Genomic DNA, 21,085 nt, shown 5'->3' with positions numbered 1-21,085 from the left:
GTCACGCAGGCCCGCCGGACGGGCACATGTCCAGCGCATCCTGGCCGTCGAACCGCGACGCCACCCAGGGGATGGCAGCGGAGGCATCGATGTCGCCGTGCCCCTCCCCCGGCCGCAGGAACCACGACACCCGGTCGCCCTTCGCACACGCCTTGCGTAGAGCCTCCTCGATCCACGCCTGATCGACCAGTTGGTCGGCGGAACCGTAGATCACGATCATCGGTGCCGCCGCCTTCTGCTGCGGCACCGCCATCTCCGCCAACCACTTCTCGAGCCGAGCCTGCGCCGCGGGCGAGACCGGTTTGACATCGCTCGGCGGCGCGGTCTTGAACAGGTTCACCGCCTCCTGGATGCGCGGTCCCGTGCACAGCGCGAGCAGATCACGGTTGTCGTACAGGCTGCCGTGCAGATAGTCCGTGAGCACCAACTCCGGGTGCCGGACGGCCTTGAGAGCCATCACCGCGTAGAAGTACAGCCCGTACTGATCGCGGGTGAGAGAGCCGTCCGCGGCCTTGGCCGGGAGCTTGGTCAGATCCGCCACCGGCACCCACGCCGCCGCGCCGAGCAGCGACAGTCCACTGTCGGTGCCGTAGGTGGACGCCTGCTCGTTGGAGGCCCACGTGGCCAGCCCGCCCAGCGAACCACCGAACGAGACCCACTTGGTACCCACGTCGGGCACCAGCTGACGCGTCGCGCGCACGGCATCGATCACGTTGCGGCCCAGTGCCTTCTGATCGGCGAACGGGTTGGCCAGGGTGGGCGAGGTGGGCGAGCCGAGACCCTCGTAGTCGGGCACCACCACCAGGTAGCCGTAGAGCAGCAGCGCGGTGATGGGCAACCACTGGTTGAGCAGGTCGTCGTAGAGCGACGGGCCGCAGTTCGGGCCGATACCGGTGTTCCCGTGGTTGAACGAGACCACCCGCCACCCGCCGTCGGGTGCCTTGCCCGAGGGCACGAACACACTGCCGGTGACCTCGATCGGCTTGTCGGTCTTGGTGCCCGTGGAGATGTACTTGATGCGATACGGCTTTGCGCCCGTCTCGCGAATGCGCTGCTCCACGGTGTCGAACGGCTGCACCGAGGTCAACGATCCCGGAGTGTTGCCGCCGATCCGCGGGAACGCCCCGCCGGGACCCTCGGGTGCCGCACTGACCGACGGCGGCGCCGATGCCGTGGTCACATCAGGCTTGACGTACTCACCGCTGGACTCGACGGATCCGCACGAGGTCACCGATACCACCATGACCCCCACGGTCATGAGCGCGGCAGCACACCGCTTCACCCCCACCATCAACACAACCTCTTCCTCCCCGAGAGGCCAAGTGTAGGCGTTAACAAATGTTGTCGGTCAGCGTCGCACCGTCGAAGGCGTTCTTGATCCACGGCAGTGTGGGTGAACCGTCGAGGTCCGCCGTTCCCTGGCCGACCCGCAGAACCGTCTCGATCTGCGAACCCATCCCGCAGGACGCCTTCATGGCATCGTCGATCCACTGCTGGCGCATGAGGTCGTCGGCGGTGCTGTAGACCACGAGCATCGGCGCCGTCAGCTTGTCCTTCGGCAGGGCGAGAGCGTTGAGGTAGCCCACCAGCCGGTCCGCAGCGGCCTTGTTGATCGGCTTGACGTCCGACCGCGGCAACGTCTTGATCAACTCTGCCGCCCTGTCCGCCTCGGCACCGGTGCACGCGGTGAGCACCTGCAGGTTCTTGACGGTGTCTCCGGAGAGGTACTGCTCGACGCGCAGCGACGGCTGCGAAGTGGCCTTGAGGGCCAGGATCTCGAGCGTGTACTGGAACTGCTGCATCGGCGTCATCGAGCCGTCGACCGCCGCGCCGACGAGCCCCGAGACGTTGGCCGTGGGCACCAACGCCACACTGCCCTTGACGGGGAACTCGGGAGCGTACTTCGCGGCCATCTCGTTGGCCGCCCACGCCGCCTGCCCGCCCAGGGAGGTGCCATAGGCCGCCCAGTTCGGCGATGCGTCCGGGGTGACCTTGTGGGCCGCGCGAACCGCGTCGATCATGTTCGCGCCCAACGTCTTCGAATCGAAGAGCGGGAAGATCCCCGCCGATCCCAGACCTTCGTAGTCGGACATGGTCACCAGGTAGCCACTGGCCAACAGCGCCGCCACGGCCGTGGCGTTGCCGAGCAGATCGCCGTGCAGCGACGGGCCGCAGCCCAATCGGGCGCCGCTGATCGAGTGGCCGAACGAGACCACCGGCCACCCACCCGCCGGCGGGTTACCGCCGGGCACGAACACCGACCCACCGACCACCGTGGGCTTACCGGTGGTACCCGAGGTGGACCGGTACTCCACCCGCAGCGCTCGGGCGCCGGTCTCGGCGACACGGCCGTCGATGTCGGTGAGTTCGGTGGCCGAGACCAGGGTGCCCGGGCCCGTGCCGCTGAGATCGGGCTGCAGCGGCGTGGCCTGCTGAGTGGTCGCCGCGGCACCCACCGACGTGGTGATGGTGACCTTGGAGACGTAGTCGGAGGTGGCGGGCTCGGAACATCCGGCGACCAGGAGTGCGCCGGACAGCGCGGCGACCAGCCGCTGGTATCGACGTCGGCGCACAGCCGTCACCGAGAGGAGAAGCGCGATCGACGTCCGTTTGCCACGGCGCCGACGATACGCGTTCGCGCCAGGCTCAGCTTGGTGGCGGCAGCCTCGACGTCGGTGTTCGAGGTGTAGCCGATGCGGCCCACCAGCAGCACGCCGTCGGACTCCCCGGCCAGCACCGCGGTGTCGGTCGAGGTCAGCACCGGCGGGCCGTCGATGATCACGAATTCGAAGTATCCCTGGAGCTGCTTGATCAGCTCACCCATCGCGAGGCTGCCCAACATGTCGCTCGATGCGTCCGAGGTGTCGCCGCGAATGATCACCGACAGGTAGGGCACGTCGGTTTGCACGACCACGGTGTCGAGATCGGCCTCCGAGCGCAGGAACTCCCCGAGGCCCGGGCCGTAGGAGATCTTGAACGCCTCCTTGATGGCGCCGTGCTTGAAGTCCCCGTCGATCAACACCACCGATCGACGGGTCTCGGCCAGCGCCGACGCCAGACCGATCGCCACCGCGCTGGCGCCGGTGTTCTCCCGCGGTGCAGCCACCACGAGGGTGCGGGAGGGCAGATCGGACCCCATGGCCAGAATGTTGGTGCGGATCTCGCGCAGCGCCTCGGTGGTGGCAGGTCGGTCGGGTGAGAACAGAGAGCCGCCCGCCTTGAGATTGCGGCCGGGCGGCAGTGTGCCGAGCACCGTGGTGTCGGCGTGCTCGGCGAGCGAGCGGCTGGTGCGGAGCGTCCGGTCGAGTGCGAACGCCACCACCGCGGCGATCAGACCCAGGATCAGACCACCCACGGCGCCGAACGCGAGGTTGCGGGCCCAGTCCGGGCTCGACGGCGCGCCAGGGGTGTCGGCGAGGTCGACGATGGTGGCCGTGGCGGCGGGAGTGCCACCGCGAGCCGAGGTTTCGAGCTCCTGGACCACCGAACCGGTCTGGGAGGCGATGACGTTGGCCAGGTCGCGGGCGAGTTCCTTGTTGGCGTCGGTGACGGTGATGTCCAGAAGGACCGAATCCGGCACGGCCGTCGCGGTCACCCGCGACATCACCTCCTCGGCGGTCAGCGAGAGTCCGAGCTGATCGACCGCGCGCTGGGCCACCTGCTTACCGGCGGCCAGCTGCGCGTAGGAGGCCACACGGCCGGTGGAGAACAGGTTGCCCTGGTAGGCCTCGCTCACCGACGCGCCGCCGGTGGTGGAGACGAACATCCGGGTGGTGGCGGTGTACTTGGGCTGTGTGGCGAACGACACAAGAGCCGCCACCACCACTGCGAGCACCGCGCATGCAACTACAACCACCCATTTCCGGCGAAAAGCAAGAAAATAGTCGCGAATGTCCACAGCCCTGACCCCTGTTCGTACCCTCACCCATTGCTCGGTGAGCTCAATATAGGCGCTCACCGCTGCCCTTATCGTGTCGAACAGGTTCAAGGAGAGATACAGAACAATCACAGCGGATCCTGTAACGCCATCCCCCGGCCGAACGACGAGCAGTCGTGGGCAGCGGCCCGGCGTCGACCAGAGCTGTTCGAACGCCGCGCACCAACGCAACCCTCCCGCCTCACCGTTGAATGTGGGACGATTCCGCTGACGGGGATGTGTGAAAACATGCCGCTGCACTGGCTGTTCGCGGGCCGTTACCGTGCGCGGTGCTCCACCCGAAGTGAACAGACCAAAAATCGAAGGGGTCTCGATGAAGCGCGCTCTCATCACCGGTATCACCGGCCAGGACGGGATGTATCTGGCCGAACTGCTCCACGACAAGGGATACCGCGTGTTCGGTCTCGTGCGCGGACAGAACAACCCGAAGGCCGAGGCCCTCGCCAAGAGCCACCCGTACGTCGAGATCATCAGCGGCAACCTGCTCGACCTGGTGAGCCTGATCCGAGCGTGCTCCGAAGCCGAGCCGGACGAGGTGTACAACCTCGGCGCCGTGTCCTTCGTGGCCTACTCGTGGCAGAACGCCCGGCTCACCTCCGACGTCACCGGCGGCGGCGTGCTGAACATCCTCGAAGCCGTGCGCTTCTACCAGGACAGCTCCGGCAAGGCCGTGCGCTTCTACCAGGCGTCGAGCTCGGAGATGTACGGCAAGGTCCAGGACGTGCCCCAGAAGGAATCGACCCTGCTGTGGCCCCGCTCGCCGTACGGCGTCGCCAAGGTGTTCGGCCACTACATGACCATCAACTACCGCGAGTCCTACGGCATGCACGCCAGCTCCGGTGTGCTCTTCAACCACGAATCCCCCCGTCGCGGACCGGAGTTCGTCACCCGCAAGGTCAGCCAGGCCGTCGCACGCATCAAGCTCGGACTGCAGGACAAGATCGCCCTGGGCAACCTCGACGCCAAGCGCGACTGGGGATTCGCCGGCGACTACGTCGAGGCCATGTGGCTGATGCTGCAGCAGGACGAGGCCGACGACTACGTGATCTCCACCGGCGAGACCCACTCGATCCGCGAGCTGCTCGACATCGCCTTCGACGAGATCGGCATCAGCGACTGGAGCCACCTGGTCGAGATCGACCCCCGCTTCATGCGCCCCGCCGAGGTGGACCTGCTGATCGGCGACTCGAGCAAGGCCCGCGAGAAGCTCGGCTGGCAACCGAAGGTGGGATTCGACGAGTTGGTGCGCATGATGGTGCGCTCGGACATCGACGATCAGTCCAAGCGATCGGCCGGCTGACGTGGTCACAGCCGACGAGTACGTCACCTCGCGCCGCGAGCAGTTCGGCGAGCGCATGTTCAACTGGCTGATCACGCGCATCCCGTCGCACACCGTCCGTCAGGGCTGGCTGCGATGGTCCGGCGCCACCATCGGCACCGGCACCTCGATCATGATGGGCAGCACGGTCCTCGGGCCGTCGAAGCTGGTGATCGGCGACAACTGTTCGATCGGATCGGACGTACTGCTCGACGCGCGGGGTGGCATCACCCTCGCCGACGACGTGGTGATCGCCTCCGACGTGCACCTGATCAGCGGAAAGCATCTGGTGGACAGCCCCACGTTCGAGATCGAACTGCAGCCGATCACCATCGGCCATCACGCGTGGGTGGCCAGTCGGGCAACCGTGCTGCTGGACGTGCGCATCGGGGCCGGAGCCGTGGTCGGCGCGTGCTCGATGGTCAACAAGGACGTGGGCGAGATGGAGGTGGTGGCCGGGATACCGGCCAAGCTGCGCGGCAAACGCCAGTCCTCGCTCGAGTACCACCCGACATTCCGCCCACTGCTGTACTGAGCTCGAAGGATCCGACCGACGTGGCAGAGCTGTCCAACACCCGCCTGATCTACGTGGCCCCGGCTGCGGGGAAGAGCGGCGTCGGCGACTACGCGGATGATTTCACCGCGCAGGTCGCACCCCATGTTCTCGAGCTCATCGATCACCGCATCGACACCGAGGGCTCCGAGAGCGTGCGTGACGTCCTGCGGCACCGCCGCACCATCCGCGAACTCGTCCGTGCCACCGCGGCCAAGGGCCCGACCATCGTGCACTTCGAGCAGAGCGGCGGATCGCTGTCTGTGTTCTGGGCTGCGCTGCTGCCTCGCTCGATCCCGGTGACCGCCACCGTGCACGACCCGCCCTACCAGGTGTGGTGGCCGTTCAAGACCGGCTTCGTGGCCAAGTACCGCCTGCTGCACCACGCGATCCACTTCCCCTTCACCTTCGCCATCCGCGCCCTGCAGCGCAGCGCGATCAAGGGCCGCTCGGTGTTCACCCTCACCACGATGGGCGCGGAGTCCATCAAGCGCACCGCGCCGAAGTCCAACCCCATCGCCACGCGCATCTTCGTCCCGCCCCGCCGCGATCTGAAGCCGCTCAGCGAGCGGCCGCTCGCCGTGGGCCTGTTCGGACACGTCTACCGCGGCAAGGGATTCGACCTCATCGAGCACCTGCGCCGCGAGATCGATCCCGACGTCGAGATCATCGCCGCCGGCCGTGGCACCGCCGACCTGCCGCCCGTCGACGGCGTCACCCTGCTCGGCGAGGTCAACGACGCCGCCGAGGACGACTTCTTCGAATCCATCCGGTTCCTGCTGGTTCCGTACTCCAAGCGCAGCCAGTACGGCAAGGCCTACCCGGCCTCGAGCTCGGTCAGCCGGTCCTTCGCCTACGGCACACCGATCGTGTGCAACCTCGACGGCTCACTTCCCGAGACGGTCTCCGAGGGTGGCGCCTACGGGGTGGACCGCAAGGACGACATCGGCGCCGCCGTCAACACGATCATCCGCGACGAGGCCGTGCTGCACACCCTCGGCGAGCAGGTACAGAAACTGCGCCGCGACCACGACCTCGAACACTGCACGCAACCGTTCCTCGACGAGTGGGCACGACTCGCCAGGAACCTCGGCTAGATCGAGCCCGGCGTGAAGTCCCTCGACAGTCACCTCGTCCGCACGCTGCTCGCGTCCTTCTGGAGCTACAGCGGGCGGTTCGTGGGGCTGGCGTGGACCGGCATCGTGATCCACTACCTGGGGATCGGCGCATACGGCCAGTATTCGGTGGCGATGGCCGCCGCGGCGATCATCAACGCGGGCATCGACAACGCCTTCTACGTGCGATCGCTGCGCCTGGACGAAGAGCGCTACGAACGTGAACGCGCAGCGCGCACCTTGTTCGGTATCGCCGTGGCCGTCGTCGGCGTGGTGGTGTTCCTCGAGTTCTACGTCGCCGGTTTCGCGATCATCGTCGCCGCGGGGGAACTGCTGTTCAACACCTACAAGAGTCGACTGGTCCGCGACGGGCGCCCCGACGTGACCATGCGCTACGACTCGCTGCGGCAGATCGCGAGCATCGGCCTCGCGTCGTCGTACCTGGTGTTGGCGCACACGCCGTCGCTGTTCGCGACCACCGCCCTCTACCTGCTGCCGTACGCGGCGATCCTGCTGGCCACCCTGCCCTACGTTCCCGGCCGCAAGCCCGCCTTCCCCGGCTCACGCAACGAGTTCCTGCTGCTGTCGTCCGAGGCGTTCGCCGCCGCGCTCTACCAGCAGGGCGACGTGCTGATCATCGGAGCCGTGGCCGGCAACACCATCGCCGGGTACTACTCGGTGGCCCTGGTCACCGCCGTCGCGCTGTCGATGATCGGGCAGAACTACGCCAACACCTTCATCGAACGCCTGCGCGCGGCCGCCGGTCACGCCTCCGGGGCGCCGGCGCTGCGCAGCGTCTTCGCGGTCGGTGGGCTCACCGGCATCACCATGGCCGTGATCGGTGTGGGCATCCTGATCTGGGGCGGGGCCGACTACGTCGGGTACATCGCGTTGATCCTCGCCCCGTTCGTGTTCGTGCGCTCGATCAACTACACGCTGATCGTGATCCTGTTCGTGCAGAAGCGCGACGCCCTGCGCGTGCGCGCCACCGTGAGCGTCGCGGTGATCAAGATCGTCGCCGTGCTGGCCACGGTGAGCGTGATGGGCGGCTACGGCGCCGCCGTCACCTGTGTGATCAGCGAACTCGTGCTGTTCGTGGTCTACTACCGGGCGATCTATCGCACCGGATTCGTGGTTCCCCCCGCCGATACTCCCCCCGCCCCTGTTCCCCCCGCCCCTGTTCCCCCCGCCGATCCAAGCCTCGAGACAAAGACGGTGACCGGATGAAAGCAACGTTCCTGCTCGCCAAGGACCCCAGCTTCGAGTCCACCGGCGACCTCACGATGGCCAACCTGACCATGGACCTCGCCCGCGAGGCGTACGACATCGCGGTGATCTGCCTGTCCTCGCACCCGGACTCCGACAAGGACGGCCACGTGCGCGTGGCCAAGACCGAGCCGCGGGCGCTGAAGTTGCTCGCCGAGAGCGCCCGCACCGGCAAGTCCCTGGTGCACACACGCTTTCGTATCGACGGACTGCGCAGAGCCATCGACGCCGCGGACACCGACATCTTCGTCGCCGACCACAGCTACATGGCCGAGTCCTTCCTCGACTCCTCCCGCGCTCATGAACGCCGCCGCGGCGCACCGATTCTCGCGATCAGCACCGTGGTCTCGGAGACCCTCGTCTGGCGCGCCACCCGCGGCCTCGTCGGTCGCGCCGACGCACGCCGCATCACCCGCGACGAGCTCGGCATCGCACGCCACGCCTACACCGTCGGCACCTACGACGAGGAGGAAGCCACCTTCTACGCCGAACACGGTGTGCGACGGGCACATTGGCTGGACCTGACCCTGCGACCGAAGAACCGGGTCGACATCGGGTCGTCGGGCCCGCGACTGGTGTTCCTCGGCGACCGCAAGTGGCCACCGAACCAGGAGGCCTTCGAACTGCTGCTCACCTGGTGGCCGGACATCGCGCGCGGCATCGACGGCGCCGAACTGGCCATCGTGGGCTCCCCCGACCCCACCAAGGTGCTCGCACTGCCCGCCGGGGTCAGCGACCTCGGATTCGTCGACGACCTCGACGCGTTCCTGGCCACCTCGCGCGCCATGATCGCCCCGATCCGCACCGGCGGTGGTGTGCGCGTGAAGATCCTCGACGCCGCCAGCCGCGGCATGCCCATCGTGGGTACCGGGGCGGCCATCGGGTCGCTGGGTCCGGTACTGGGCATCGAGGCGCTCGACGACAAGGCACGCTTCGTCGACCAGTGCCGGCGCTACCTGCTCGACCGTGACGCCGCCGTCGCCGAGGGGGAGCGCATCTACACCGCCAACTCCGACCGCTGGACCGGCGGGCACCCCCACCGGGCCGTCGAAACGTGGTTGGCGTCATGAGCGCGCCGGTGCACCCGGTGGCGCCGGATGCCAGGGCACTGCGTTCGGGCCGGTCGGAGGTGCAGAAGTCGCGTCAGCTGCTGATCGGCGTCGGGGCCATCGTCACGGCGATGGTTCTCGGGCTGCTCTTCGGCGCCGGATCCGCGCCCGCCACCCTGATCGGCGTGGCCGTGATCGGACTGGTGACGGGTATCGCCGTGGTGGTCAACTCACCCGAGGCGATGTACATGGGCCTGGCCTTCGTTCTCGGCGGCATCCCCTACGCGGTGGTTCCCGGCGCAGGCCCGGCCATTCTCGTTCTGGCCCTGGGCGTGTGGGCAGCACTGGCCACGCACCGCATCGGCACCACGCGCACCCACCCCCTCGAGGTGGCCGTGGTACTGCTGCTGCTGGTGTCGGTGGCCTCGATCATCATGAGCGCCACCAACTCCCGGCACGTATCGGAGGCCATCAAGTGGATCATCGCCGTGTCGGTGATGTTCCCGCTGATGCGCCTGAGCCGCCCCGCACTGCGACGGGTGGGGCTGGCGTACGCCGTGGGCGCCACTCTCGGCGGCGGCTTCTCGTTCGTGCTCTTCCTGGTGGACAAGGCCGGCACCTTCATCGAGATCCTCTCCCCCATCGGCTACGGCAAGACCGGCACCATCGGCACCACGCTGCGGTTCTTCGAGGTGGGCAGCACCAGCGTGGTGCGCCTGACCGGCACCTACATCGACCCCAACGGCGCGGGCCTGTTCCTGTTCCTGGGGCTGATGCTCTCCATCGCGCTCATGCGTGGCTGGATGCGGCTGATCAGCGCACCCATCATCGGTCTGGCACTGCTGGCAAGCCTGTCGCGCTCGGCCATCATCTCCGTGGTGGCCGCGGTGGTGATCTACATCCTCTTCCAACGCATGCGCGGAATCGCCCGCGCCGCGGTGCTGGGCGGGCTTGTCCTCGGATCCGTTGCCGCCCTGTCCAACCCGACCGTCAACGCCCGCATCTTCAACTCGTTCGGCTCGGGTGACCGCGGTACCGACGACCGGAGCGCGGCGCTACGCGACTACATCCCCTCGATGTCGGGACACTGGTGGTTCGGACGCGGCTGGGGCGCCAAGGAATTCATCGACGAGGTGGCCGGCTACGAGACGAACTACGTGGCCAACACGCCCCTGCTGACCATCTACCGCGGCGGCATCTTCGTCGGCATCGCCTTCATCATCGTGATGATCGTGGGCGCGGTGTACGCCTACCGCTCGATGCGTCGGCTGCCCTGGGAATCCGGGGTCATCGGGGCCGGCTACATCGCCTTCGCCCTGTTCGCCCTCAACCTCGACTTCCCCGTGGTCACCAACGCCGCGGCCACCATGATGTTCTCGATCATGCTCGCGATGGTGGCGCGCAACCCCATCACCGCACACGAACTCGACGACGACGGCAACCCCCTGCCGGACACACCCGCTGGACCCGAACCAACCCGGAAGGTTTCCCATGGATGAGGCCACCGCTGCCCGCCCGGCCCATGCCGCGCCCGTCGCCAAGCGGGGTCGTATTCGGGGCCTCGAAGGCCCCCGCGGCCTCGGCTGCGCCAGCGTCATCGTCACCCACGTCGGCGCCGTCCACGCGTCGGCCATCATGGCCAAGACGCACCTCGAGTTCCTCGGTCAGGCGCTGACGTTCTTCTTCTGCCTCTCGGGGTTCCTGCTCTACATGCCGCTGGTCAAGCGGTTCGTCGAACACAAGTCGATGCCCGACACGGGCAAGTACTACCGCAACCGCGTCAAGCGCATCTTCCCCGGCTATCTGGCGATCTTCCTGCTGGTGAACTTCGTCTTCGCCGCCGCCTACACCGTCAACCCCGTGATCGCCGGGTGGGAGAACTACGACGTGGGCACCGGCGTGATCACCGACCCCGCCACGCTGATCGCCAACCTCACGCTCACGCAGTCGCTGTTCCCCTCGACCCTGCAGACCGGCATCAACCCCACCTGGTCGCTGACCACCGAGTGGGGCTTCTACCTGCTGGTCCCGATCATCGGTTACCTACTGGTTCGGTTGGGCCGCAACAGCACTCGACGGTATCGCGCGGCCCTGGTGCCCGCCGTGGTGATGATCGTCTCCGGGATCGCCGTGGCCATCGCCGTCGACTTCTGGGTTCACAACACCGACGGCATCCCGCCGCTGCAGAAGTACTGGGGGCCGAACTGGGTGTCTGTTGCCGGGCGCAGCTTCTTCGCGCAGTCCGACCACTTCGCGTGGGGCATGATCGTCGCCATCATCTTCGTCCACGTCTCCAAGGGCGGGTTGGCGCAGTACACCACCAAGCAATTGCAGGCCTACGCGGCGACCGTGATGTTCGTGTTCACCGGAATCTCGTTGGTGGTCTTCTACTTCGGCAGCCTGTACTACTCGTCGGTGTTCGCCGTGGCGTGCGCGGGCCTGATCACCATGATCGTGATCCCCTACGCTCGCGGCGAGGATTCGTGGGTGGCGTCGGTGACCGACTTCGCACCGCTGAAGTACATGGGCACCATCTCCCTGTCCGCGTACGTCTGGCACTACCCGGTGATCATCCTCATGGGCCGTTGGGGATTCCCGTTCAGCGGCAGCGTCGGTGGACTGGTCATGGGCAGCGCCGCGGCGATCCTCATCACCGCCGCCGCCGGGTCGGTCACGTACTACCTCGTGGAGAAGCCCGCCATGCAGTGGGGGACCTGACCTGAGGGGTATCGACCGCAGGGCGTTCCTCGGCACATCCCTGGCAGCCACGGCGGCCCTCGCCGCCGCCTGCGCGCGTGCGGGACGCCCGCCGGGCCCCGCCCCGTCCTCACCGCCACCCGCTGCGCCGCAGACCTTCGGCCCACGCACGATCGGGCTGTCCACCGGAGCGTCGGTGCAGTGGGCGGCCTCGGGAGACGTCGATCGCCTGATGGCCACCACTGCAGCCGCCGGTGCGACGACGGTCCGGGTGGACCTGTCCTGGGCATTCGCCGAACCGCAGCGCGGGCTCTTCGAGTGGGGCCCGTCGGATCGGGTGTTGGCCGCGGCAACCCGCCACGGACTGACGGTGCTGGCCACACTCACCAACTCTCCGGCCTGGGCCGCGCTGGGCCGATCGAGCTCCGGCACCGCGGCGCCGCGCGATCCCGCCGACTACGGCCGATTCGCCGGCGCCGTGGCCGCGCGATATCGCGGCCGGATCGCCGCCTACGAGATCTGGAACGAGCCGAACGGGCGCCTGTTCTTCGGCCCGGATCCCGACCCGGTGCGATACGCCGCGATGGTGCGCGCGGCCTACCCGGCCATCAAGTCCGCCGACCCCGCCGCCGTCGTGGTGGCCGGTGCCTTGGGCAACACCGCCACCGCGGACGGGCTCGTGCAGTCGCAGCGGTTCCTGACCGCACTGTACGACGCCGGCGTGGCCGGGTTCTTCGATGCGCTCTCCTACCACCCCTACGACTTCGGGATGCCGCTCGGCGACGGCACGGTCTACGACGGCTCACCCATGCAGCAGATGATCGCCATGCACGCCGACATGACGGCCCGCGGGGACGGCGACAAGAAGATCTGGATCACCGAGTACGGCGCACCCACCGGCGCCGGCGGGGTGGACGAGGCGGCGCAGGCCGAGCTGGTGGCCGCGTCGATCGCGCAGTGGCCGGAAGTGTTCTTCGCGGGCCCCTTCTACGTGTACACCGTGCGTGACGGGGCCACCGGCGCCGCCGACCCCGAGGCCAACTACGGAGTGGTGCGCACCGACTTCACGCCCAAGCCGGTGTATTCGCGTCTGGTTGCACTGACCGGGGCTCGCATCCCCGCACGCGAGGCCGCCGTGTTCTTCGACGGCGACGGCATGCGTGCGGTCTCCGGTCAGGGCGGCGGTTCGGGGCAGGACGGCGGTTCGGGGCAGGGTGTGGGGCGCCCGGTGAGTCCGGTGTACTTCCTGCCGGGTGGGTCCGGGCGTCAGTACGAAAATGCGTCGGTCTTTTTCACCACGCGCGGTTGGTTTGTTTCTCCTCCGGAAATCGCGGCGGTGGCTCGCCTGAACAGAATTGTTCCCGCGTCGCCCTTCCTGAATGGATATCAGGATCTGGACGACCCTATCGGGATTCGAGTTTCTTCCACTCCCCAGTTCGGAACCCACGTCATGCGCGGCGCCATTCTTGCGGCGTGGACACCAAACCTTGGCCATCCAGTGAGCGATGAGTTCGCTGGTGAGGACGCTGAGCGGGTCCAAGACTTCGAAAATGGCACCGTCTCATGGAATGCCGTAAACGGACCTCGAGTCATGTATTCGCGGTGAACTCTCGCATCTTTTGCATATAAGGCCATAACTGTGTTTCTCTATTTTCCGAAACCTTGATAAATGGTCGGGGCACACGGGAAGTGACTACATGCGAGAAATCAGTCGACGCACCGTCCTCACTCATGGTCTGGCCACCGGCGCGCTCGCGGCCGCCGCCCTGACCGTCGGCACCGCGCCCGCCCGGCGCACCGTCAGCGTGCCCACCAGACCGGTGGCCAACGTCAGCTACCCCGTCGGGTTCTCCGCCGGATCGGCGATCCTCTACTACGGTGCCAACGATCAGAACCTCACCCTCGACGGCATCGTGGCCGTGCGAGGTACGCGCGTGCGCTTCGACATCCCGTGGCACTTCGTCCAGCCCAACGCCACCACCTGGAACTGGGGGTTCGTCGACGCGGTCGTCGACAAGGCCCGCGCACGCAACCTCGACATCCTGGCCGTGCTCACCGGCTGCCCGAGTTGGGCCGCCCTGGGCAACAGCACCCTGCCCATCACCCGACCCGCGTCGACGTCGACGTACGCCGCGTTCGCGTCCGCCGCCGCTCGGCGCTACAACGGGCGCATCAGCGCCTTCGAGGTGTGGAACGAACCCAACGGCGCCGGGTTCTTCGCACCCACCCCGGACCCCGCCTTCTACGGGCAGATGGTTGCCGCCGCGTACAACGCCATCAAGGCCGTCAACCCGGCACTGACCGTGATCGCCGGTGCACTCGGACCCGTCAACAACGGTCCGGGCCTGATCGACGCCGTCACCTTCGCCACCGGGATGTACAACGGGGGCGCCGCGGGCAAGTTCGATGCGCTCTCGATGCACCCCTACGAGAACGACGCCACCTTCGCCGAGGCCGTACTCTTCGACAACTCCCCCGCCCGACAGCTCATCGCTCTGCACAACCTGATGAAGGCGCGCGGAGACGGCGCCAAGAAGATCTGGCTCACCGAGTACGGCGCCTCCACCTTCGACGTCACCCCGAACGCCCAGCGGGATCTGATCCTGGGATCGCTGGGGCAGTGGGGTGAGGTGTCGTTCGCCGGGCCGGTGTACCTCTACACCGTGCGCGACGAGGACAGCAACGTCGCGCACTCCGAGGCGCAGTTCGGCGTGTTCACCTCGAGCTATCAGCCGAAGCCGGCGGCGTTCGCCATCGAGGCGTTCATGAGGCAGAACATGCCCGGCAGAACCGAGGGTCAGGTCTTCCAGGCCAACACCGACCCGGCTCTGGGCGCCGCCGTCTCACCGGTCTTCCGACTCTCCTACGGCTACGGCCAGGAATACGAGAACGGATCGCGCTACCTCTCCAACGCCGGCTTCCTCAGCTCCCCACCCGCGATCGCCACCCGGCTCCGGCAGCTCAAGGTGCTGCCCATCGGCCCCTTCGCCAACGGGTATCAGGACATGGACGTGCCGGGCGGCATGCGGATCTTCAGCTCACCCGCCACGGGCACATACATCGCAGTCGGGTCGATCAAGGCGGAATGGACTCCCGACCTCGGATTGGCCACCACCGACCAGTACGCCGTTCCCGGCACATCCAATGTGGCCAACGACTTCCAGTTCGGCCGCATCACCTACTCCCCCACGACGGGGACCACGGTCACCCGGCTCTGAGCGGAACCGGCTGTCTCAGCGCCGAACCTCTGCGGCGAGCGCCTCGGCCGCGGGCTTGCGGCTGAAGTCCTGACGCAGCAGCCCGAAGTGATCCTCGCGGTCCACCGGGTTGAAGCCGGCGTCGCGCACGGAGTACACGAAGAACGGACCCATGAAGTCCAGACCCTCCGCCGCCCGGTACGACTGCAGGAGGATGTCCGCCTGCGACAGCTCGTTCACCGAGTCGCCGGCATAGCCGGTGGGCGCACCGAATTCGGTGATCCAGATCTTCTTGCCGCCGTCACCGTTGCGCACCATCGCATCGCGCACGGCGAGCATGTCCGACCACGCGCCGGTGGTGTCGTTGTAGGCGGTGTACGGGAACGTGTACGGGTGCAGCGCGATCCCGTCGTTGAACCCGGCCAGGCCGCGCGCGTACATGCCGTTGATGAAGTTGACCGGCGACATCGACACCAGACCGTCGTCGCCCGGGGCCAGACCGCCGCTGATGACCGTCACGTTCTTCACGGCCGCGTGGATCTTCTCGTACGACTGGCGCAGAACCTGCGCGTAGATGTCGAGGTCGAGACCGGGCGCGAAATAGGCGGAGAGATTGGCCTCGTTCCACACCTCCCACGTGGGAATGGAGCCCGCATAACGGCTGGCAGCCAATCCTGCGAAATTGGCGAAAACGGCCGGATCGGCGGGTCGCGGCGCCGGGAGCATACCTGCCCACCCGGGCACGGCGGCCCACTTGGGCGCGTAGCCGATGAGACCGTCGATGAGCAGCCCGTGACGCTTGGCGGCGTTGACGATCTTGTCGGTGTTGGCCCAGTCGTACACGCCGGGTGCTGTCTCGATGGCCCGCCACTCGATGGGCAGACGCACCCATTTGGCACCCAGGGCTGCAGCTTCGGCCATCTCGCGATCGACCTCGGGCTCAGGCATCGTCAGGAACTCACCGGACTGCGCAACACCGAGCGGAACCGCGGGCGACGCCGACGCGGGGACGGTGACAGCGGTGAGGGCAGCGGCGGACATGACGGCAACCGACGCGATGCGCAGCGACGCACGAACAAGGCCGCGAACGTTATCCATGCGCAGCACAGTAACGGGTAAATCGCCCGAAAGCACATCGGGGACAATCGGCGAACGCATCGGCAGAAGCCGGATAACGACTATTCGAACCGGCCACCGGACAATGGTGTGATCGTGGCTACAGGCCCGCGTGACGGGGCATGCGATGCTCCACCGGGTCGGTCCGACCCATCGATCGGCGGGTGACGGCACGCACCCGCTGGGTGGCCAGCAGCGCCGCCCCCTTCGCCGAGACCGACTCCGGCGAGGGCACCACCACGAGCTCGTCCCCGAAGGCATCGAGGAACCCCTCCCGCACCGACGGCAGATTGGCGCATCCACCCATCAAGGCCACCGCCTGCACCGGGCGGGGACTCTCCAGCACCGTCCGGTAGGACCAGCGCGCCATCTCGGCCACTCGGGAGCCCATCAACCGTGCGACCGTGTTGCGCCACACGGTCACCGATCCGTTGGTGAACGGGCCTCCCACCCGCACCACCGAATGCTCGGCCAACATCTCGAGCGCCCACTCGACACCGCCGTCGAGCCGCGCGAGGGCGGTGTCGGTGATCAACGACGGCGACCCGGATGTCGCGATCATGTGCTCGGCGAGGGTGCGCGCGAACAACTCCCCCCGCAGCCGCGTGGACATCTGTGCGGCGTGGACGAAACCCGTGGAGGAATCGAGAACGGACACACGTGTGGCCGTGTGGCCGATGTCGACCACGGCGACCGTCATCGACGGCCCGATCAAGCCGCGCAGTCGCAGGTACATCAGCTGCGCACCGAGTTCGGACGCCAGGCGCACGGGACCGGCGTCGTGCACGGTGAGGATGTTGCGGCCGACGCGGGAGGCGGGATCGTCCGGGACGACCACGACGGCCTCGCGTGGGTCGGACAGGTGTCGACGCGCCACGGACTCCACCACCGAGAGGGCGGTGCCCATGCTGCGGTCGCCGTCTCGCTCCCGAACCGATTCACTGCCGAGCAGTGCACGCCCCAACGGGTCCATCACCGCGGCTCGAACCGCCCACGAGCCCATCGACACACCGACCACACACCGCATGGAACACCCCGCCCGCCGACCTCCACTACGCGAGGCAGGCTAGCCGACGAAACGGGCTTTCGTACCGGTTTTGGTCGTAACTCGGAGTACGAACCCGATTACGGGGAAGAAAACATTCAGGGCGCCTCATCGACGGGAGGTGTGACGGGCCCTGCTGGAGGGTCGACGACCGGAGCGGACGTCGGCGTCACCGGTGGTGGCGGGGGCGGGGGCGGCGGCGCGAGTGTCCGCGTCGAGGTGCGGGTTCGCGGGGTGTTCTGGGAGGGAGGCGGTGCCGGGGGTGCGGGCGTGGACGTGGCAACGCGAGCGGGGCCGGTGCGGGCCGGAACGGGGACCTGCGGCGCGGGGGCTGCCGGCGGGGTCGTGACCAGCGGGCGGATAGGCGCGGGCGTGGGACGCGGGGAGGGCGACCCGGTGGTGGTGGGACGCTGCGTGGTCGGGCGCGTTGTGGTCGGGCCTGGTGTGGTCGGGCGCGGTGTGGTCGGCCCCGTGGTCGCGCTCGGGGGCGCCGTGGTCTGACCTGACTGCACCGTGGCGGTCGGGGCGGGCGTGCTGGTGAGCGGAAAGCTCTCGCGGACCGATCGGACCGGCTCGATGGACGCCGCGAACAGCGTCACCGCGACCACCACGGCCGCCGCGGCAGCCACCGCACCCGCGACCATCAGACGAGCGCCCCGCGTGCGGTGCGCGGGAGTCGCGGCGGCCAGAGCTGCGGCGACCACCGGCGGGTAGCTCTCGTCGAGGGCGTCGGTGTCGACGAGCAGAACGTCGTCGACTCGATCGCCGAGCGCGGCCAGCACCGTGGCGCGTCCGGTTGCCCCGACCGCCACCACGATCGCCGTCACCGGCAGTTCGTTGACCGATGCGCGGATGGCCATGGTGTCGAGCAGCGCACAGACGTCACCGCTCGGGTCCACACGCTGGTCGATGGCCCCGAGTTCGGGCAAACCCACGTCGACGAGCGCCGCCGTTGCCGATCCGTCGCTCACGACGACTCCGAGCACGACCGTCATCTCGCTCATCGAGAGGGCCCTCCATCCAGCTAGGGCACCGCCGGGGGGTCGGGGGCGGTGGTGGTGGTGACCACCGGAGCGTCCGTCGTCGTGGTCGGCGGCGGGGGAGGTGCCTGGGTGGTCGTGGTGGTGACACGCGTCCGGGTGGTTGCCGGGGACTGGGAGGTCGGCGGTGTCTGCGAGGTTATCGGCGGCGGCTGCGCGGTGGTTACGCGCGGAGCTGGGACAACGCGCACCGGCGGGGGCGTGACCTGGTCATTCGGTGTCGGCGTCGGCGTGTCTGTGCTCGACGTCACCGGAGCGGACGTGGTCGAGGTGGCCGTCGTGCCACTCGAGGGAGGCACCGAGGACGTGACCGGCCCCCGCGTGGTGGTCGGCACCGCCGTCGGGATCGGTGACTGCGACGTCACCGGCTCACTGACCTGTACCTCCGGCGGCTGGGCGGCCAACGCGATCGCCACGGCAAGCACGCCGATCACCAGCGCCACCAACGACGCGACGGCTACTCGCAGACGACGAGAGAAGAATCCCGCGGCCGCTACCGGTTCGCCGTCGGGGTCGTCCGAGGGCACGGCCTCTGGGGCCGGGGGTGGGGTGGCAGGGGGCGGGGTGGCCTTGCCGGCGCTGGGAGCAAGAGGCGCTGCCGACGCCGCTGCGGGCACGGCGGGCATGACGACGGTCTGCGAATCGTCCGCGGGCTGGGCCGCGGCAGGCTGGGCCGCAGCAGGCGGGGTCGCGGCAGGCGGGGTTGCGGCAGGCGGGGTCACAGCAGGCGGGGTTGCGGCAGGCGGGGTTGCCGACTCGGCGCGCGCCGATGCGATGGTCGCGGCAGCCGCTGCCGCGGCGGCGGCCTCTGCGGCGAGAACACGCTTGGCCGCCGGTCGCGCCCCGTTCGGGGCCGCCGGTGTGGGGGCGGGCGGGGTCGGAGAGGGCGGTGTGGGAGAGGGCGGGGTGGGGGCTGGTGGCGTGGTGGCAGTCGGCGTGGGAGCGGGGAGGGGTCCCTGCCATGCTGCCGGAAGGTCGGTCGCGGACCCTGCCGCGCCGGTGACCAGCGGGCTAAGCGCCGCTGCAGCGCCTCCGGCTGCCGCTGCGGCCGGGGCCGTCACACCGACCGGCGGCGGGGCCGCAGCCGTCACACCGACCGGCGGCGGGGCCGCACCGAGAACGGCAGCGCCGACCGCGGTGAACATCTCGGGCTGATCCGGAGTCAGGACGGGCAGCTCGGTGATCGCCATGATGGCGCGCGAGACGGCTTCGATGTTGGCGCCGCCACCGATGATCAGAACGGCGTCGACCTGGTTCTGCCCCAGTGCCGTGGTCACCATAGTGGAGACGACGCTCAGCGCCGGTGCGATCAGCGCGTCGAAGACGTTGCGGCGCAGACGAACCGAACCCGAGATGAACGGGCCTGGCACGTCCACGAGCGGGCGGGCGCTCAGCCATAATTTGGCGTCCGAGGCATCGACCGCGAGCTGGGCGAGGTCGGCGTCGGACACCGGCTCGACGGCGTACATCGCGCGCAGGTGCTCGACCACGATGGCGTCGCACACGTCGCCGCTGAAGTGTTCGGTTGTCTCCCCCGTCAGCATCTCGCCGCTGACGACATCGAGGGTGTAGACGCGAGTGGATGCCCGGCCGACATCGACGACCACCGCTACCGACGACAGTTCGAGGATCGACGTCGCGCGAGCCGCCGCGAGCACCGCCGGAATTTCTCCGACCAGTCGTACGCCGTCGAAACGATTTGGTTCGAGAGCATCTGCATCGGCAACCACCAGGACGGGGTTATCCACGCCATAGAATTCGGCAATGGCGAGCGTTTCTCCCACGGCGGTTTCCAGCAGGTCGCCCCGGACGGTGAACGAGCGCGTGCCGGAATCGACGATGGTGCCGTTACTGCTGCTCAGGACCCCACGGACGCAGGACGTACCCAGGGATGCGCCGAACATGTTCTCGTCCGGATTCGCGCTCGAACCCTCGTTGGCCACCGTGTCCTCGGCCATTGATGACACCTCGTCTCCAGACCCCGACGGTTGCAAACTGATACACGCAGGTTACGGACTGAAACCAGGAAGAGCAAAAGAGTTGGTCCGCAAAAACAGACTTTCGGTCTACTTCTGAAAGTTCAGGTAGGCCTTCGACGGAGTCGGTCCGCGCTGGCCCTGGTACTTCGACCCCACGGACGCGCTGCCGTACGGGATCTCCGCCGGGCTGGACAGCCTGATCAGGCACAACTGCCCGATCTTCATCCCCGGCCACAACGTGATCGGCAGATTCGCCACGTTCGACAGCTCGAGGGTGATGTGGCCGCTGAAGCCCGGATCGATGAACCCGGCGGTCGAATGGGTCAGCAGTCCGAGCCGACCCAACGAGCTCTTGCCCTCGAGTCGACCGGCGAGATAGTCGGGGAGCGTCGTCAGTTCGAGCGTGGACCCGAGCACGAACTCGCCCGGATGAAGCACGAAGGGCTCGCCCTCCGCCCGCTCGACCAGCGTGGTGAGGTCGTCCTGGCGCTGCGCCGGATCGATGTGGGTGTACCTGGTGTTGTTGAACACGCGGAACAACCCGTCCAGCCGGACGTCGACGCTCGACGGCTGCACCATCGACGGATCGAACGGGTCGATGCCGAGGGAACCGCCGGCGATCTCGGCGCGGATGTCGCAGTCGGAGAGAAGCACCCGGTCAGGGTAGCGGGTCGGGTTTGCTAACCTGGTTCCCATCGCCGACGTAGTTCAATGGCAGAACGGCAGCTTCCCAAGCTGCACACGCGGGTTCGATTCCCGTCGTCGGCTCCACA

17 protein-coding genes and 1 tRNA gene are annotated in these 21,085 nt (G+C 68.0%); 10 read left to right on the top strand and 8 right to left on the bottom strand.

The window, feature by feature from the left end; genetic code table 11:
• Position 1 precedes the first annotated feature (1 nt).
• From ACY48E_RS03090 to ACY48E_RS03080, 3 genes are read right to left on the bottom strand one after another with little or no spacing between them, the layout of a single operon-like run.
• On the bottom strand, positions 2–1,291 hold the full coding sequence (locus ACY48E_RS03090) for a lipase family protein (protein WP_462870630.1): 1,290 nt from the start codon (positions 1,289–1,291) through the stop codon (positions 2–4).
• Between the two features lie 40 nt (positions 1,292–1,331).
• Entirely contained in the window at positions 1,332–2,573 is a 1,242-nt protein-coding gene (locus ACY48E_RS03085) for a lipase family protein (protein ID WP_462870629.1), read from the bottom strand.
• A 5-nt stretch (positions 2,574–2,578) separates the two neighbouring features.
• The gene (locus tag ACY48E_RS03080; protein WP_462870628.1) at positions 2,579–4,267 is read right to left on the bottom strand and encodes a tyrosine-protein kinase domain-containing protein; all 1,689 of its coding nucleotides are present in this window, start codon (positions 4,265–4,267) and stop codon (positions 2,579–2,581) included.
• Between ACY48E_RS03080 and ACY48E_RS03075 the strand changes: the two genes are divergently transcribed.
• From ACY48E_RS03075 to ACY48E_RS03035, 9 genes are all read left to right on the top strand, one after another.
• Complete coding sequence (locus tag ACY48E_RS03075; protein WP_462870627.1) at positions 4,251–5,237, top strand: GDP-mannose 4,6-dehydratase; 987 nt, start codon at positions 4,251–4,253, stop codon at positions 5,235–5,237. The genes ACY48E_RS03080 and ACY48E_RS03075 overlap by 17 nt on opposite strands.
• A gap of 1 nt (position 5,238) precedes the next feature.
• Entirely contained in the window at positions 5,239–5,790 is a 552-nt protein-coding gene (locus tag ACY48E_RS03070) for an acyltransferase (RefSeq protein ID WP_462870626.1), read from the top strand.
• 20 nt (positions 5,791–5,810) lie between these two features.
• Positions 5,811–6,905, top strand: coding sequence for a glycosyltransferase family protein (locus ACY48E_RS03065; RefSeq protein WP_462870625.1), 1,095 nt, complete (start codon positions 5,811–5,813; stop codon positions 6,903–6,905).
• A 12-nt stretch (positions 6,906–6,917) separates the two neighbouring features.
• Complete coding sequence (locus ACY48E_RS03060) at positions 6,918–8,150, top strand: lipopolysaccharide biosynthesis protein (protein ID WP_462870624.1); 1,233 nt, start codon at positions 6,918–6,920, stop codon at positions 8,148–8,150.
• A complete protein-coding gene (locus ACY48E_RS03055; RefSeq protein WP_462870623.1) occupies positions 8,147–9,259 on the top strand; it encodes a glycosyltransferase in 1,113 nt (370 codons plus the stop codon). Before ACY48E_RS03060 ends, ACY48E_RS03055 begins: the two co-directional genes overlap by 4 nt.
• Positions 9,256–10,737 carry an O-antigen ligase family protein gene (locus tag ACY48E_RS03050; protein ID WP_462870622.1) on the top strand — a complete coding sequence of 494 codons (1,482 nt, stop codon included), beginning with the start codon at positions 9,256–9,258 and terminating at the stop codon, positions 10,735–10,737. Before ACY48E_RS03055 ends, ACY48E_RS03050 begins: the two co-directional genes overlap by 4 nt.
• Entirely contained in the window at positions 10,730–11,956 is a 1,227-nt protein-coding gene (locus tag ACY48E_RS03045) for an acyltransferase family protein (protein ID WP_462870621.1), read from the top strand. Before ACY48E_RS03050 ends, ACY48E_RS03045 begins: the two co-directional genes overlap by 8 nt.
• A gap of 175 nt (positions 11,957–12,131) precedes the next feature.
• Positions 12,132–13,541, top strand: coding sequence for a cellulase family glycosylhydrolase (locus ACY48E_RS03040; RefSeq protein ID WP_462870620.1), 1,410 nt, complete (start codon positions 12,132–12,134; stop codon positions 13,539–13,541).
• Between the two features lie 91 nt (positions 13,542–13,632).
• Entirely contained in the window at positions 13,633–15,153 is a 1,521-nt protein-coding gene (locus tag ACY48E_RS03035) for an LGFP repeat-containing protein (RefSeq protein WP_462870619.1), read from the top strand.
• Positions 15,154–15,168: 15 nt separating this feature from the next.
• Here ACY48E_RS03035 and ACY48E_RS03030 read toward each other — a convergent pair whose 3' ends face one another.
• The 5 genes from ACY48E_RS03030 to dcd all read right to left on the bottom strand — a co-directional run bounded on the left by ACY48E_RS03030 (position 15,169) and on the right by dcd (position 20,966).
• Positions 15,169–16,230, bottom strand: coding sequence for a hypothetical protein (locus ACY48E_RS03030; protein WP_462870618.1), 1,062 nt, complete (start codon positions 16,228–16,230; stop codon positions 15,169–15,171).
• Between the two features lie 118 nt (positions 16,231–16,348).
• The gene (locus tag ACY48E_RS03025; RefSeq protein WP_462870617.1) at positions 16,349–17,275 is read right to left on the bottom strand and encodes an Hsp70 family protein; all 927 of its coding nucleotides are present in this window, start codon (positions 17,273–17,275) and stop codon (positions 16,349–16,351) included.
• 116 nt (positions 17,276–17,391) lie between these two features.
• Entirely contained in the window at positions 17,392–18,297 is a 906-nt protein-coding gene (locus tag ACY48E_RS03020; RefSeq protein WP_462870616.1) for a hypothetical protein, read from the bottom strand.
• 20 nt (positions 18,298–18,317) lie between these two features.
• The gene (locus ACY48E_RS03015; protein WP_462870615.1) at positions 18,318–20,291 is read right to left on the bottom strand and encodes an Hsp70 family protein; all 1,974 of its coding nucleotides are present in this window, start codon (positions 20,289–20,291) and stop codon (positions 18,318–18,320) included.
• 108 nt (positions 20,292–20,399) lie between these two features.
• Positions 20,400–20,966: a dCTP deaminase gene (gene dcd / locus ACY48E_RS03010; RefSeq protein ID WP_462870614.1), complete on the bottom strand. Its 567-nt coding sequence runs from the start codon at positions 20,964–20,966 to the stop codon at positions 20,400–20,402.
• Between the two features lie 43 nt (positions 20,967–21,009).
• Here dcd and ACY48E_RS03005 point away from each other — a divergent pair.
• A tRNA-Gly gene (locus ACY48E_RS03005) sits at positions 21,010–21,083 on the top strand.
• Positions 21,084–21,085: the final 2 nt, after the last annotated feature.

The sequence above is a fragment of the Rhodococcus sp. AZ1 genome, assembly GCF_054979605.1.
The sequence above is the reverse complement of the archived record's forward strand: the minus strand, read 5'-3'. Positions and strand labels throughout refer to the sequence as shown.

Coding starts and splice junctions, on each gene's coding strand:
- ACY48E_RS03025 (WP_462870617.1), bottom strand. CDS start 17,275: ATGCGGTGTGTGGTCGGTGTGTCGATGGGCTCGTGGGCGGTTCGAGCC.
- ACY48E_RS03030 (WP_462870618.1), bottom strand. CDS start 16,230: ATGGATAACGTTCGCGGCCTTGTTCGTGCGTCGCTGCGCATCGCGTCG.
- ACY48E_RS03015 (WP_462870615.1), bottom strand. CDS start 20,291: ATGGCCGAGGACACGGTGGCCAACGAGGGTTCGAGCGCGAATCCGGAC.
- ACY48E_RS03050 (WP_462870622.1), top strand. CDS start 9,256: ATGAGCGCGCCGGTGCACCCGGTGGCGCCGGATGCCAGGGCACTGCGT.
- ACY48E_RS03035 (WP_462870619.1), top strand. CDS start 13,633: ATGCGAGAAATCAGTCGACGCACCGTCCTCACTCATGGTCTGGCCACC.
- ACY48E_RS03075 (WP_462870627.1), top strand. CDS start 4,251: ATGAAGCGCGCTCTCATCACCGGTATCACCGGCCAGGACGGGATGTAT.
- ACY48E_RS03080 (WP_462870628.1), bottom strand. CDS start 4,267: ATGAGAGCGCGCTTCATCGAGACCCCTTCGATTTTTGGTCTGTTCACT.
- ACY48E_RS03055 (WP_462870623.1), top strand. CDS start 8,147: ATGAAAGCAACGTTCCTGCTCGCCAAGGACCCCAGCTTCGAGTCCACC.
- ACY48E_RS03020 (WP_462870616.1), bottom strand. CDS start 18,297: ATGAGCGAGATGACGGTCGTGCTCGGAGTCGTCGTGAGCGACGGATCG.
- ACY48E_RS03090 (WP_462870630.1), bottom strand. CDS start 1,291: ATGGTGGGGGTGAAGCGGTGTGCTGCCGCGCTCATGACCGTGGGGGTC.
- ACY48E_RS03045 (WP_462870621.1), top strand. CDS start 10,730: ATGGATGAGGCCACCGCTGCCCGCCCGGCCCATGCCGCGCCCGTCGCC.